12 protein-coding genes are annotated in these 12,785 nt (G+C 40.4%); 9 read left to right on the top strand and 3 right to left on the bottom strand.

What is annotated here, in order from left to right:
- The first annotated feature begins 279 nt into the window (after positions 1-279).
- Positions 280-486 carry a hypothetical protein gene (locus D8837_RS09820; RefSeq protein WP_070842806.1) on the top strand — a complete coding sequence of 69 codons (207 nt, stop codon included), beginning with the start codon at positions 280-282 and terminating at the stop codon, positions 484-486.
- 355 nt (positions 487-841) lie between these two features.
- On the opposite strand, the gene D8837_RS08555 is transcribed toward D8837_RS09820, so the two are convergent.
- Positions 842-1,690: a putative RNA methyltransferase gene (locus D8837_RS08555; RefSeq protein WP_125456791.1), complete on the bottom strand. Its 849-nt coding sequence runs from the start codon at positions 1,688-1,690 to the stop codon at positions 842-844.
- A gap of 151 nt (positions 1,691-1,841) precedes the next feature.
- Between D8837_RS08555 and D8837_RS08550 the strand changes: the two genes are divergently transcribed.
- Positions 1,842-2,120: a DUF6110 family protein gene (locus D8837_RS08550; RefSeq protein WP_000910910.1), complete on the top strand. Its 279-nt coding sequence runs from the start codon at positions 1,842-1,844 to the stop codon at positions 2,118-2,120.
- A gap of 1 nt (position 2,121) precedes the next feature.
- Positions 2,122-4,182, top strand: coding sequence for a heavy metal translocating P-type ATPase (locus tag D8837_RS08545; protein WP_125456790.1), 2,061 nt, complete (start codon positions 2,122-2,124; stop codon positions 4,180-4,182).
- 76 nt (positions 4,183-4,258) lie between these two features.
- Here D8837_RS08545 and tyrS read toward each other — a convergent pair whose 3' ends face one another.
- Positions 4,259-5,515 carry a tyrosine--tRNA ligase gene (tyrS, locus tag D8837_RS08540; protein ID WP_125456789.1) on the bottom strand — a complete coding sequence of 419 codons (1,257 nt, stop codon included), beginning with the start codon at positions 5,513-5,515 and terminating at the stop codon, positions 4,259-4,261.
- Between the two features lie 141 nt (positions 5,516-5,656).
- On the opposite strand from tyrS, the gene pbp1b reads away from it, so the two are divergent.
- The 6 genes from pbp1b to D8837_RS08510 all read left to right on the top strand — a co-directional run bounded on the left by pbp1b (position 5,657) and on the right by D8837_RS08510 (position 12,502).
- The gene (pbp1b, locus tag D8837_RS08535; protein WP_125456788.1) at positions 5,657-8,170 is read left to right on the top strand and encodes a penicillin-binding protein PBP1B; all 2,514 of its coding nucleotides are present in this window, start codon (positions 5,657-5,659) and stop codon (positions 8,168-8,170) included.
- Positions 8,171-8,252: 82 nt separating this feature from the next.
- Complete coding sequence (locus D8837_RS08530) at positions 8,253-9,164, top strand: DMT family transporter (protein WP_125456787.1); 912 nt, start codon at positions 8,253-8,255, stop codon at positions 9,162-9,164.
- Between the two features lie 228 nt (positions 9,165-9,392).
- Positions 9,393-10,091, top strand: a complete 699-nt coding sequence (dapD, locus tag D8837_RS08525) for a 2,3,4,5-tetrahydropyridine-2,6-dicarboxylate N-acetyltransferase (protein ID WP_000127460.1) — start codon at positions 9,393-9,395, stop codon at positions 10,089-10,091.
- Between the two features lie 68 nt (positions 10,092-10,159).
- On the top strand, positions 10,160-11,290 hold the full coding sequence (locus D8837_RS08520) for an N-acetyldiaminopimelate deacetylase (protein WP_125456786.1): 1,131 nt from the start codon (positions 10,160-10,162) through the stop codon (positions 11,288-11,290).
- An 11-nt stretch (positions 11,291-11,301) separates the two neighbouring features.
- Entirely contained in the window at positions 11,302-11,841 is a 540-nt protein-coding gene (locus tag D8837_RS08515) for a 5-formyltetrahydrofolate cyclo-ligase (RefSeq protein ID WP_125456785.1), read from the top strand.
- Positions 11,825-12,502, top strand: coding sequence for a rhomboid family intramembrane serine protease (locus D8837_RS08510; protein WP_125456784.1), 678 nt, complete (start codon positions 11,825-11,827; stop codon positions 12,500-12,502). The genes D8837_RS08515 and D8837_RS08510 overlap by 17 nt, the downstream gene beginning before the upstream one ends.
- Positions 12,503-12,578: 76 nt before the next feature.
- On the opposite strand, the gene D8837_RS08505 is transcribed toward D8837_RS08510, so the two are convergent.
- Positions 12,579-12,785: IS3 family transposase (locus tag D8837_RS08505; RefSeq protein ID WP_142999001.1), on the bottom strand; the 207-nt coding region annotated here is incomplete at its 5' end.

Raw genomic sequence — 12,785 nt, 5'->3', positions numbered from 1 at the left:
CTAAGTTATTTTAAGAATGTAGGGTTTACTTCCCTACATTCTTTTTAGTTTTTTCTGTTTTCTAGATTCTATTTATCCAAGCGCTTCAAAAACTAACTTTTTTAAAAGCTAAGTGTTAGTAAGCTTGTAAGAAACCTAGTTTAAAACAGTAAACCAGCGCTTAAAATGCTGGTTTTCACTGTCTTCAGCTTTATATTTCTTCGTAGTTGATTACCTCATATTTCTTGTATTCGCTTACATAAAGTATTATAATATAATTGTAGGAAAGAAGGTGTTTTTATGTGGAAAAAATATTTTTCAAAATATAAATGGACTGATTTATTTTGGATTTTATTTATCATTTTGACCTGCCTCTATATAGGTAACCATGATTTGTTTCCTCTCAATCATCAAGAAATCTCTCTTCGAGGTAGTTTCTGGGGATCTGTACTCGCCTTATATCAATTGCTATTTATTGATAAATTTATTATTTCGAATCGAAAATAAAGTTTAGGGCTATGCTTAGCTGTGTACCTTTAGGATTGATTTTGGAGGGAAGATTTTGTCTCTGTTATTTATTATTTTAAATTTATCTATTTTGTACAAGATCTATTCTTTGAGGCGGGAGAAATCGAAATACTTGATTTATATGGCCTATATCATATTTGGGGTAAATGTAATATATGGTATTCAATGGTTATTAAAAGAACTGATTTCAAAGATTTCCACTTAATGTGTATAGAAACTCCAGCGATTTTTGCATAACAAAACGCATAAGATTAAGGTTTTTGAGCACCTGTTCTTATGCATTTTTGTAATATTAAAGATTTTTTGTAAGTTGTCTGCCTTTGGGAAGTCTAGTTTAGAATGTTTTCCCAACCAGAATCTCAGCTTCAATGGTAATCTCTGTCAGTTGGCTCCAGTCAATCTTGCTCTGGTCGATGTGAAAGAGGAGAGGAGTCATACTGAGTAGGGCTTGGAGCTGATTTGCTGTGATAGTCTTAGTCAGAGAGGCCGTTTGGCTAGATAGGATGGTAAAGTGTTCTTGGAAATGATTTTTGATATCTTGATTAGAATAATCCTTGTTTGTCAGCTGGTCTTGTACCTTCTGACGGATTTCCTTGAGGTGATTTTTAGTTGGAATAACCTTTATCAAGATACCGTCTTTGGATAAAACGCGACGAAATTCTCCATAGTTGGCAGGTGAGAAGATATCAAGCAGGATATCCATGCTAGCGTCTTTTATAGGAAGACGAGCCAAGTCACCAACGAACCAGTTGACTGCCCAGTTGGGTTCGCTCTTGGTAGCGATTTGGACGGAATCTTTGGAAATATCAAAGGCATAGAAGGTTTTGTCAGGATGCCTTTCTTGGAGTTTGCGAGAATAGAATCCTTCGCCACAACCGATATCTAAGACTGTGGTGCTAGTTTCTGAATTTGCTAACAAGTCAGATACAGCCTCTAAGATAGCGTGGTAAAAGCCAGATTCTAGGATTTGTTGGCGGTTTTGAAAGTTTTCCTTGTCGTAGTTGGCAGATTGCTTGATTTGAGGGGCTAGGTTGACATAGCCAAATTTAGCCAAGTCAAAAGAATGGCGATTGTTGCATTTGAGACTGCTCTCTACTAAGGTCAGATTTTCTTGACAGATAGGACAGGCAAAGGCAGTAGCAGAAGCAAAACGCTGAAGTTTGGGTTTGAGATTTGTATTCATAGTTTAAGTGTATCAAAAGAGGCAAATGAAAGCAACTTTAGGAATAAGTAGATGGGAGATTCAGTAGAAATAAAACTAATTCTCCAATTTATGGAATAAAATTGCTTTTATATCTAAATTTCTATATAATAATGATAAGGAGGAAATAAGTATGTTAAAAGAAGTATTAACCGTTGCAAAAGTTGCGAAAAAATCATCACTCTTTTTGGGTGGTGTCGCATTTGGTACCCTTGGCTTGAAAATCTTAGCAAGTAAGGAAGCTAAAAAAGGTTATTCTAAAGCTTTGGCTAAGGCTTACAAGTTGAAAGACGGGCTAGATGCATCTGTTTCTGTTGTGAAACAACATGGAGACGATGTCTTGCAAGATGCCAAATATTTGTACGAGCAAGAGAAAAAAGAAGAGCAATTAGATAGCCTTATAGGAGAATAATATGTCTTTTAAAGTGCTACATAGAGGATACCAACATATCCGACTATCATCTTCTTTTTCACTCACCTTGGATATTCAAGACTATCTTCGTTCCTTGGCGAGAGATGAAAAGGGGATTGAGTCTATCCAGTTTTACATGGATCAACAGCACTTTACTCTACGCATAAAAGAAGGCTTTTCTGTATTAGACAATGCAGAAGCCTTTTTAAAAAGAATTGATAAAGGGAAAGTTTCTGAGTTGATGACTCTTCCCATTCGTAGAGAAGAGAGTGCTTATTCTATTGTTTCAGGTGCAGCGATTAAGCGTGTACTTTTTCGTAGTTTTGTGCCGTATCCTATTCGCTATATATGGACTTGTTATCAGGCTTTTGGCTATATTAGAGAAGCCTATCAAACACTAGCGCGTAAGGAACTAACGATGGAAGTCTTGGACTGTTCGGCGATTTTATTGTCCTTGTTTATGAACCAATCCAAGACAGCTAGCAATATCATGTTTATGCTTGATTTGGGGAATCATTTAGATCAGTGGTCTTTGAAAAAAACTGCAACAGATTTAGAACAAAGCCTTCTTGCAAAAGAGAGCGACGTATTCTTAGTACAGGGCGATACGGTTGTTAGTATCAAGAGTTCCGATGTTCAAATAGGAGATGTCTTGGTCCTATCTCAAGGAAATGAAATTCTGTTTGATGGACAAGTAGTTTCAGGTTTAGGTATGGTCAACGAAAGTTCCTTGACGGGAGAGAGTTTTCCAGTTGAAAAAAGAGAGTCTGATTTGGTTTGTGCAAATACAGTATTAGAAACTGGAGAGTTACGCATTCGTGTAACCGATAATCAGATGAACAGCCGGATTTTACAACTGATTGAGTTAATGAAGAAGTCTGAAGAAAACAAGAAAACGAAACAACGCTATTTCATCAAGATGGCGGATAAGGTCGTCAAATATAATTTCTTGGGGGCTGGGCTAACTTACCTATTAACAGGTTCTTTTTCTAAGGCTATTTCTTTCCTATTAGTCGATTTCTCCTGCGCTTTGAAAATCTCTACTCCTGTAGCTTATTTAACAGCTATCAAGGAGGGGTTGAATCGTGAAATGGTGATTAAGGATGGGGATGTTCTGGAGAAATATCTGGAAGTTGATACTTTCTTGTTTGATAAGACGGGAACAATCACAACTAGTTATCCTATAGTTGAAAAGGTGTTACCTTTTGGGGACTATAGTGAGGAAGATATTCTCAGAATCAGTGCCTGTCTTGAGGAACACATTTATCATCCTATTGCTAATGCCATCGTCAAGCAAGCTGAGATAGAGGGGATTGAACATGAGGAAATGCATGGGAAACTCCAATATATCGCAAGCAAGGGGATCAAATCTCATATAGATGGGCAACCAGTTCTTATTGGGAATTATGTTTTAATGCAGGATGAGCAAATTCATATCAGTTCAGAACAAAATGCTTTAATTGAAGAGTACAAGAGTCGCTATAATCTCTTATTCTTGGCTTATCAGAATGAATTGATTGGAATGTTCTGCATTCATACTCCTTTGAGAAAAGAAGCAAAAGCAGCCTTGGAGAAACTTAAGGCGCAAGGGAAAAAATTGATTCTGGCAACAGGGGACACCTTGGTTAGAACAGAGGAATTAGTCAAAGATTTGCCCTTTGATCAGGTCTATACAGACTTGAAACCTGATGGGAAATTTGAGTTAGTAGAGGAACTGCAGAAAGCAGGTCACACTATTTTGATGGTTGGAGATGGCTTGAATGACTCAGCGGCTCTAACTCTATCAGATATCGGTGTGGTGATGAATGAGAGTGCAGATATTTCTAAGCAGATGAGCGATATCTTATTGTTAGATAATCGTTTGGATTTCTTCCAAGAGTTGGATTGGCTATCATCATCTTTGCAAACACTCATCAAGAAGAATATTCAAGATACCGTTGTCGTAAATAGTAGTTTGATTGGCTTTGGCTTGTTTAATTGGCTCAGTCCTTCAAATCTCTCTATCTTACATAATCTAACAACCTTACGTATTGTACTGCGTAGCCTGTCTATTAAGGGATAGGTGGGGACTATTAACAGCAAAAAGGAGTTACCTTTCTCGAGGTTAACTCCTTTTTTATAGGTAAATGTTGAACAGTTTAGTAAGTCAATACAAAATATTTTTTCTTTCCACGACGGATAACAGTCAGCTCATTCTCTAACTTATCTGTGTCACTCAAGACATAGTCAAGGTCTTGGATGCGGTCGCCGTTGACGTAGATAGCTCCGTTTTGGACGTCTTCACGGGCTTGGCGTTTTGAGTTAACCACACCAGATGAGACGAGTAGTTCCACGATATTGTGGTTTTCGTCTGCTTGCACTTGGTAGTTTGGTACACCACGAAGTCCTTGTTTGAGCTCTTTGATAGAAAGGTTTTTGATATTTCCTGCAAAGAGTTGTTCAGTGATGTTAAGGGCTTCTTTGTAGGCTTCTTCGCCGTGAACAAGTGTAACGACTTCACGAGCCAAGACTTTTTGAGCTAAGCGTTCGTGTGGAGCCGCTTCAAATTGTTTACGGATGTCTTCAATCTCATCAAGTGACAAGAAGGTAAAGATCTTCAAGAAGCGAATAGCATCTGCATCCATAACGTTCATCCAGAATTGGTACATTTCGTATGGGGAAGTCTTTTCAGGATTGAGCCAGACTGCGTTTCCTTCTGATTTACCAAATTTCTTACCAGTTGCATCTGTGATAAGCGGTACTGTGATTACGTGGCCAGTCTTGTCAGCTTTACGACGAAGCAATTCGGTACCAGCTGTCATATTTCCCCACTGGTCAGAACCACCGATTTGTAGCGTTACGTTGTGGTCTTGGTTAAGAACGAAGAAGTCGTAACCTTGCATGATTTGGTAGGCAAACTCAGTGTAAGAAATTCCTGTTTCAATCCGTTTTTTCACAGACTCCTTGCTCATCATGTAGTTGACAGTGAAGTATTTTCCGATATCACGGAGGAAGTCAATGAAGCTGATGCTGCCAAACCAGTCGTAGTTGTTGACCATGACAGCCTTGTTTTCACCATTTTCAAAGTCAAGAAAACGAGAAAGTTGTCCTTGGATAGACTTGACCCAGCCATCTACTGTGTCTTTTGTTTGGAGACTACGTTCAGCATCTTTGAAGGACGGATCTCCGATGAGACCTGTAGCACCGCCAACGAGCGCATAAGGTTTGTGACCTGCTAGTTGCAAGCGACGACTTGTCAAGATTGCGACAAGGTGGCCTAGGTGAAGGCTGTCAGCAGTTGGATCGTAGCCAGTATAATAAGAAACTTGACCTTCTTCTAGGGCTTTACGCAAAGCTTCTTCATCAGTCGTTTGAAAAATCAAACCACGCTCTTTTAGCTCATCAAAAATGTGCATGTGTCTTTTCTCCTTTTTAAAAATATTGTTTCTACCTATTGTATCACAAACTTGGGCAATAGCCTAGTAGAATAGGGAAGAAAGTGGCTATTTTATTGAAAGTTTACCTTTTATGGTATAATAGATAGAGTGAGGAAATCCATGCAAAATCAATTAAATGAATTAAAACGAAAAATGCTGGAATTTTTCCAGCGATTAAAATCAAACATAAATCATAAAAAATCAGAGAAAGTCTCAGAAGAGAAGCAGTCGGATGGAACAGGTGGGCGAATTCTGTCTATCTTAGGGAGCATTTTAGCCGCTATCAAGGGAGTTTTGAATACTCTCTTTATTCTAGGCTTTATCGGTGGGCTTTTTGGTGCTGGTGTAGCTCTTGGTTATGGAGTTGCTTTGTTTGACAAGGCTAAGGTTCCCCAATCGGAGGATTTGGTCAAGCAGGTTAAAAATATTTCTTCCATCTCAGAAATTGTTTACGCAGATGGGAGTGTCATTGCTTCTATCGAGAGTGACCTACTGCGAACTTCTGTTTCATCTGAGGAAATATCAGACAATCTCAAAAAGGCTATCGTTGCAACTGAGGACGAACATTTCCTTGAACATAATGGGGTTGTGCCAAAAGCTGTGATTCGGGCGACTTTGGGAACCTTTGCAGGTTTGGGCTCATCTAGCGGGGGCTCGACCTTGACCCAACAGTTAATCAAACAACAAGTGGTCGGAGATGCTCCGACTTTGGCTCGTAAGGCTACAGAAATTGTCGATGCCCTTGCCTTGGAACGCAGTATGAGCAAGGATGAAATCTTGACCACTTATCTCAATGTCGCTCCCTTTGGTCGAAATCATAAAGGACAGAATATTGCAGGTGCTCAGCAAGCTGCTGAAGGGATTTTCGGTATCGATGCCAACAAGTTGAGTATTCCTCAAGCCGCTTTCTTAGCAGGTTTGCCACAGAGTCCGATTACTTATTCCCCTTATGAAAATACTGGAGAGTTAAAGAGTGATGAAGACTTAGAACTTGGTTTGAAGCGGGCCAAGGATGTTCTCTACAACATGTACCGTACGGGTGTTCTGACTCAGGAAGAATACGACCAGTACAAGGATTATAATCTCAAACAAGACTTTCTGACATCAGATAGTGTGAATTCTGTTTCGCGTGATTATCTTTACTTTGCTACTTTTGCAGAAGCTGTAGATAGGATGTATGATTATTTAATTCAGCAAGATAATGTTTCTGGTCAAGAATTACAAAATAAATCAATTCAGAAAGCCTATCGAGATCTTGCAACTAAGGAAATTGAAAGTGGTGGCTATAAGATTACCACTACCATCAATAAAAAGATTCATATAGCTATGCAAAATGCAGTAGCGACGTATGGAAAACTAGTGGATGATGATACAGGGCAGCCTGAAGTAGGGAATGTTTTGATGGATAACAAGACAGGTGCTATTTTAGCATTTATTGGAGGTCGAAATTACCAAGAAAATCAGAATAACCATGCTATAGATACTAAGCGTTCTCCTGCGTCTACTACCAAGCCTCTGCTGGCATATGGTATTGCTATTGATCAAGGACTGATGGGAAGTGCTAGCATATTGTCTAATTATCCCACAAACTATGCAAATGGTAGTCCGATTGTGCACGGTAGCAGTAAAGGTACAGGTATGGTCAATTTGGGTGAGGCTTTAAATTATTCATGGAACATTCCAGCCTATTGGACTTATCGCATGCTTCGTGAAAAAGGTGTCGATGTTAAGGGCTATATGGAAAAAATGGGGTATGAGATTTCGGAGTACGGTATCGAAAGTCTTCCTATGGGTGGTGGTATTGAAGTCACAGTTGCTCAACATACAAATGGTTATCAAACCCTGGCTAACAATGGTCTTTATCAAAAGAAACATATGATTTCTAAGATTGAATCTTCTGATGGTAGGGTGATTTATGAATATAACTCCCAACCTGTTCAGGTATATTCTAAGGCGACAGCAACGATTATGCAAAGTTTGCTTCGTGATGTTATCTCTTCTCGTATTACTTCTAGTTTCCAGACGGATTTATCTTCAATAAATCCAAGCCTTTCCCGTTTAGACTGGATTGGTAAAACTGGTACAACTAATGAAGATGAGAATATGTGGCTCATGATTTCAACCCCTAGGTTGACTCTAGGTGGTTGGTTAGGTCATGATGACAATCGACCGCTGGGCAAGGGAGCTGGGCATTATCGAAATGCCAAATATATGGCTCATTTAGTCAATGCTATCCAACAAGCTGATCCTGGAGTTTGGGGCAATGAACGCTTTAATCTTGATTCTAGTGTAACTCAATCTCAGGTTCTCAGGTCAACAGGCCAAAAACCTGGCAAAGTATCCGTCAATGGTAGAACGGTAGATCTTTCAGGTTCTACTGTAACGAGCTATTGGGCTAACAAGGCGGGAGCTCCTACGACTATCTATAACTTTGCTATTGGAGGAAGTGAGACGGATTATCAAAATGTTTGGTCTAGTATCTTGGGAGGGTTACCGACTCCATCTAGTTCAAGCAGTTCAAGCAGTTCAAGCAGTTCAAGCAGTTCAAGCAGTTCAAGCAGTTCAGTAAGCAGTTCTAGCGATAGCAGCAATTCAAGTGCTACGCTACCTTCTTCTTCAAGGTCGAGACGATAATGATTTTAAACTGTGCTAAATAAAGTGGCTAATCAATGGATTGCCACTTTTTTCTTTTTTCCTTTCGTGTTACAATAAAGGTATGAATCAGTATCAGAAAAAGATTGTTAAAGGAACTATTTATTCGCTTCTATCCGGCTTAATCTGGGGAATCTGTGGAATTTTAGGAGAGTATTTTTTTACTCATTATCAGGTGTCTTCGGGCTGGATTACCTCTATGCGTTTGACACTGGCAGGGAGTCTTGTGCTTATTTGGTCTGCGATGCAATTAAAATTGCAAGTGTTAGATATCTGGCGAGACAAGAAAAATTACCTACCCTTTTTAGCCTATGCTATTTTGGGGATTTTTTCAGTTCAGTATTTTTTCTATCTCTGTGTAGAATATTCAAATGCAGCGACAGCAACTATTTTACAGTTTATCAGTCCTGTCTTTATCCTCTTTTACAATCGTTTGGTTTATCAAAAACGAGCGTCAAAAAGCGCTATTTTCTATGTTTTGGTTGCCATGTTGGGTGTTTGCTTGATGGCGACAAAGGGGGATCTCTCTCAGTTATCTATGACGCCGCTAGCTCTTATAACAGGTCTGCTGAGTGCCATGGGGGTTATGTTTAATGTTATCCTACCTCAGCCTTTCGCTAAGAGATACGGTTTTGTACCCACGGTTGGGTGGGGGATGATTTTGGCCGGTTTATTTAGCAATGTCCTCTCGCCGGTTTATCAGCTTTCCTTTACTCTTGATATTTGGAGTATCTTGATTTGTCTCATTATCGCTTTCTTTGGGACAGCTTTTGCCTTTTTCATTTCCATGAAGGCTGTGTCCTTGGTTTCTCCCTTGGTGGTTTCCGTTATTAGTGCCAGTGAACCTCTCTCTTCTGCCCTTTTGAGTGTTTTATTTTTAGGATTGGTAGTGGATTGGTCCCTTCTTCTAGCTATGGCCCTGATTATTTTGCCCATGATTTTCCTATCGGTAGAAGAAGCGAAAGAAAGTAAATAAAAAGTCTTTTCTTAATTCTAAAAGTGTGCTATACTAGAATAGTCAATAAAACACGGGGAGATAGTTGTGAAGAGTGTTTTTAGGTTGTATCGGTAGGGGCTTGCTTTTACCGACAGCACGTTTTATCTCACATCCCTAAAAATCATACCTAAAAACAAACAAAAAGGCTTCAAATTTGAGGCCTTTTTTGGTAGAATAGGTATCATTAAAATGAACTAGGAGGCGCCTATGACTGCTACAAAAATGAACGCACAAGAAATTATTCAATTTATCGCCAATGCTGAAAAGAAAACCAGTGTTAAAGTAACCTTTGAAGGACAACTTGCAACTGCTGTACCAAGCTCTGTTGTCAAATTAGGGAATGTCCTATTTGGAGACTGGAAGGACGTGGCTCCGCTTCTAGATGGTTTGGTAGAAAATCAAGACTATGTTGTTGAGCAAGATGCTCGTAATTCTGCAGTTCCCTTGCTAGACAAACGTGCTATCAACGCTCGTATCGAGCCAGGTGCTATTATCCGTGATCAGGTTGAAATTGGTGACAATGCTGTTATCATGATGGGAGCGGTTATCAATATCGGTGCTGAAATTGGTGCAGGAACTATGATTGACATGGGTGCTATCCTTGGTGGCCGTGCTATTGTTGGGAAAAACAGTCATGTTGGTGCAGGTGCCGTTCTTGCAGGTGTGATTGAGCCAGCTAGCGCTGAACCAGTCCGTGTAGGAGACAATGTTCTCATCGGGGCCAACGCAGTGGTTATCGAAGGGGTCCAAATCGGTAGTGGTTCAGTTGTCGCAGCGGGAGCTATTGTTACCCAAGATGTCCCAGAAAACGTGGTGGTGGCAGGTGTTCCAGCACGTATTATCAAAGAGATTGATGCCCAAACCCAACAAAAAACAGCGCTAGAGGATGCGCTTCGTACCTTGTAATTTGTAAAAGAAAAATAGAGGCGGGACCCTTTTTCCAGCCTCTTTCTGCTATATAGGAGGATAGATAGATGTTAGATTTGATTCAGACTAGACGAGATTTGCACCAGATTCCAGAGATTGGCTTGGAGGAGTTCAAGACTCATGCTTATTTGCTAGATGTGATTGAGAAATTGACTGCGGGTAAGGACTTTGTTCAAGTTCGTACTTGGCGGACAGGTATTTTGGTCTATTTGCAGGGGAGTCAGCCAGATCGTACCATTGGTTGGCGAACAGACATTGATGGCCTGCCTATCGTCGAACAAACAGCCCTTCCTTTCGCTTCTCAGCACCAAGGCCGCATGCATGCTTGTGGACATGATTTTCATATGACTATTGCCTTGGGCTGTCTTGAACGAGCCCTTGAGGAGCAACCAAAGAACAATCTGCTCTTTCTGTTTCAGCCTGCTGAAGAAAATGAAGCTGGTGGCATGCTCATGTATGAGGATGGCGCTTTTGGAGACTGGTTGCCAGACCAGTTTTATGGGCTTCATGTTCGGCCAGATTTAAAAGTCGGCCAGATTGCGACTAATACTCATACACTCTTTGCAGGTACTTGCGAGGTGAAGATCCGTTTCAAAGGCAAAGGAGGACACGCAGCCTTTCCACATGAAGCTAATGACGCTTTGGTGGCGGCTAGTTACTTTGTGACCCAGGTGCAGTCAGTGGTTAGCCGCAATGTCAACCCAATCGAGGGAGCAGTGGTGACCTTTGGCGTTTTTCAGGCTGGAACAACCAACAATGTTATCACAGATACAGCCTTTTTGCATGGAACTATTCGGGCCTTGACTCAAGATATGAGTCTCTTGGTGCAAAAGCGGGTCAAAACAGTTGCAGAAGGAGTTGCAGCTGCCTTTGATATGGAAGTCGAAGTGGAACTCAAACAAGGTGGTTACTTGCCTGTTGAAAACCATCCAGCCTTGGCGCGTGAACTGATGAACTTCTTTGAAGAAAAAGACGGAATTGAGTTGATTGATATCGAACCTGCTATGACAGGTGAGGACTTTGGTTACCTCCTTTCAAAAGTTGATGGCGTTATGTTTTGGCTAGGTATCGACAGTCCCTATGCCCTTCATCACCCTCAGATGAGTCCTAAGGAAGAAGCTTTAGCTATTGGGGTGGATGCGGTTTCTAGTTTCCTAAAAAAGAAGGCAGCAGAGTAGAGGGCTTGTCTATGAAATCGGAATTACGTAAGCAAGTCTTGCAAGAAATGAAGGCTATCCCTCGAGAGCAAAAACAGGCTATGGATCAAGCTTTAACTGAGCGACTTTTACAACACCCCTTTTACCAAGAAGCTAAGATCATCGCAACCTACCTCTCTTTTCCTCATGAGTTTCAAACGCAGGAACTGATTGAGCAGGCGCTGAAGGACGGCAAGAAGGTTCTGATACCCAAAACTTATCCCAAGGGACGCATGGACTTTGTGGTCTATGATCCGCAACAGTTGGTAAAAACTTCCTTTGGATTACTGGAGCCACAGGGAAATTTGGAAGTAGTGGATGCCTCTCAGATTGATTTGATTCATGTTCCTGGTCTGGCTTTTACGACGGAAGGATATCGGATTGGATACGGTGGAGGTTATTATGACCGCTATCTGGAACATTTTTCTGGTCATACTTTGAGTACGGTTTATCCTTGTCAAATTCAGGACTTTATCTCTGAAAATCATGATATTCCTGTTCAGGAGGTACTGATTGATGAAGGAAATCTTTGATAGATGTTACCCTGTGACGAGTTTCTTTCTCTTAGTGACGGCCTTGGTATTTCTACTAATGTTGGTGAGCACAGGCGGAAACTTTGACAGGGCAGATACCTTATTTCGATTTGGAGCCATGTATGGGCCTGCTATTCGCCTCTTTCCCGAGCAGATTTGGCGTCTCTTTTCTGCCATTTTTGTTCATATTGGTTGGGAGCATTTCATTGTCAATATGCTTTCGCTATATTATCTTGGTAGGCAAGTAGAGGAAATTTTCGGATCTAAGAAGTTTTTCTTTCTCTATCTTTTATCAGGAATGATGGGTAATCTCTTTGTTTTTGTATTTAGTACAAAATCCTTAGCAGCAGGAGCTTCTACTTCTCTCTATGGGCTATTTGCTGCGATTATCATTCTTCGCTATGCAACGCGTAATCCTTATATCCAACAGCTAGGGCAATCTTATCTGACACTTTTTGTGGTTAACATTATTGGAAGTGTTCTGATTCCAGGAATCAGCCTAGCAGGCCATATCGGGGGAGCAGTTGGTGGAGCATTTCTAGCAATTATCTTTCCAGTTCGAGGAGAAAGACGGATGTATAGCGCTAGTCAGAGACTGGTAGCGTTAGTGTTGTTCGTAGGACTCTCAGTTTTGCTTTTCTACAAGGGAATGGGAATGTGAAGAAGTTGGAAGACAATTTGTGTAATGAAAAAAGATAAGGCATTTTGTACTGACCCCAAAAAGTTAGACAAATAATTTAAGTAAAGGATTTAGTTCTGTATTGCACAGGACTAAGTCCTTTTAATTTTACCTTAATGCGTTTATTGTTGTAGTAATCAATATAGTCTACAATAGCTTGCTCCAATTGATTAAGTGATTTAAACGTCTTCTCGTAACCATAAAACATTTCGGATTTCAAAATACCAAAGAAGGATTCCATCATGCCGTTGTCTGGGCTGTTACC

Source organism: Streptococcus mitis, from assembly GCF_003942965.1.
GTDB lineage: Bacteria > Bacillota > Bacilli > Lactobacillales > Streptococcaceae > Streptococcus > Streptococcus mitis_BH.
Note: the sequence above shows the minus strand (reverse complement) of the source record. Positions and strands in the feature narration are given on the sequence as shown.

What these genes read in the sequence shown, in the direction of transcription:
- tyrS (WP_125456789.1), bottom strand. Translation starts at nt 5,515, where the DNA reads ATGCACATTTTTGATGAGCTAAAAGAGCGTGGTTTGATTTTTCAAACG.
- D8837_RS08520 (WP_125456786.1), top strand. Translation starts at nt 10,160, where the DNA reads ATGTTAGATTTGATTCAGACTAGACGAGATTTGCACCAGATTCCAGAG.
- D8837_RS09820 (WP_070842806.1), top strand. Translation starts at nt 280, where the DNA reads ATGTGGAAAAAATATTTTTCAAAATATAAATGGACTGATTTATTTTGG.
- dapD (WP_000127460.1), top strand. Translation starts at nt 9,393, where the DNA reads ATGACTGCTACAAAAATGAACGCACAAGAAATTATTCAATTTATCGCC.
- D8837_RS08510 (WP_125456784.1), top strand. Translation starts at nt 11,825, where the DNA reads ATGAAGGAAATCTTTGATAGATGTTACCCTGTGACGAGTTTCTTTCTC.
- D8837_RS08515 (WP_125456785.1), top strand. Translation starts at nt 11,302, where the DNA reads ATGAAATCGGAATTACGTAAGCAAGTCTTGCAAGAAATGAAGGCTATC.
- D8837_RS08530 (WP_125456787.1), top strand. Translation starts at nt 8,253, where the DNA reads ATGAATCAGTATCAGAAAAAGATTGTTAAAGGAACTATTTATTCGCTT.
- pbp1b (WP_125456788.1), top strand. Translation starts at nt 5,657, where the DNA reads ATGCAAAATCAATTAAATGAATTAAAACGAAAAATGCTGGAATTTTTC.
- D8837_RS08545 (WP_125456790.1), top strand. Translation starts at nt 2,122, where the DNA reads ATGTCTTTTAAAGTGCTACATAGAGGATACCAACATATCCGACTATCA.
- D8837_RS08550 (WP_000910910.1), top strand. Translation starts at nt 1,842, where the DNA reads ATGTTAAAAGAAGTATTAACCGTTGCAAAAGTTGCGAAAAAATCATCA.
- D8837_RS08555 (WP_125456791.1), bottom strand. Translation starts at nt 1,690, where the DNA reads ATGAATACAAATCTCAAACCCAAACTTCAGCGTTTTGCTTCTGCTACT.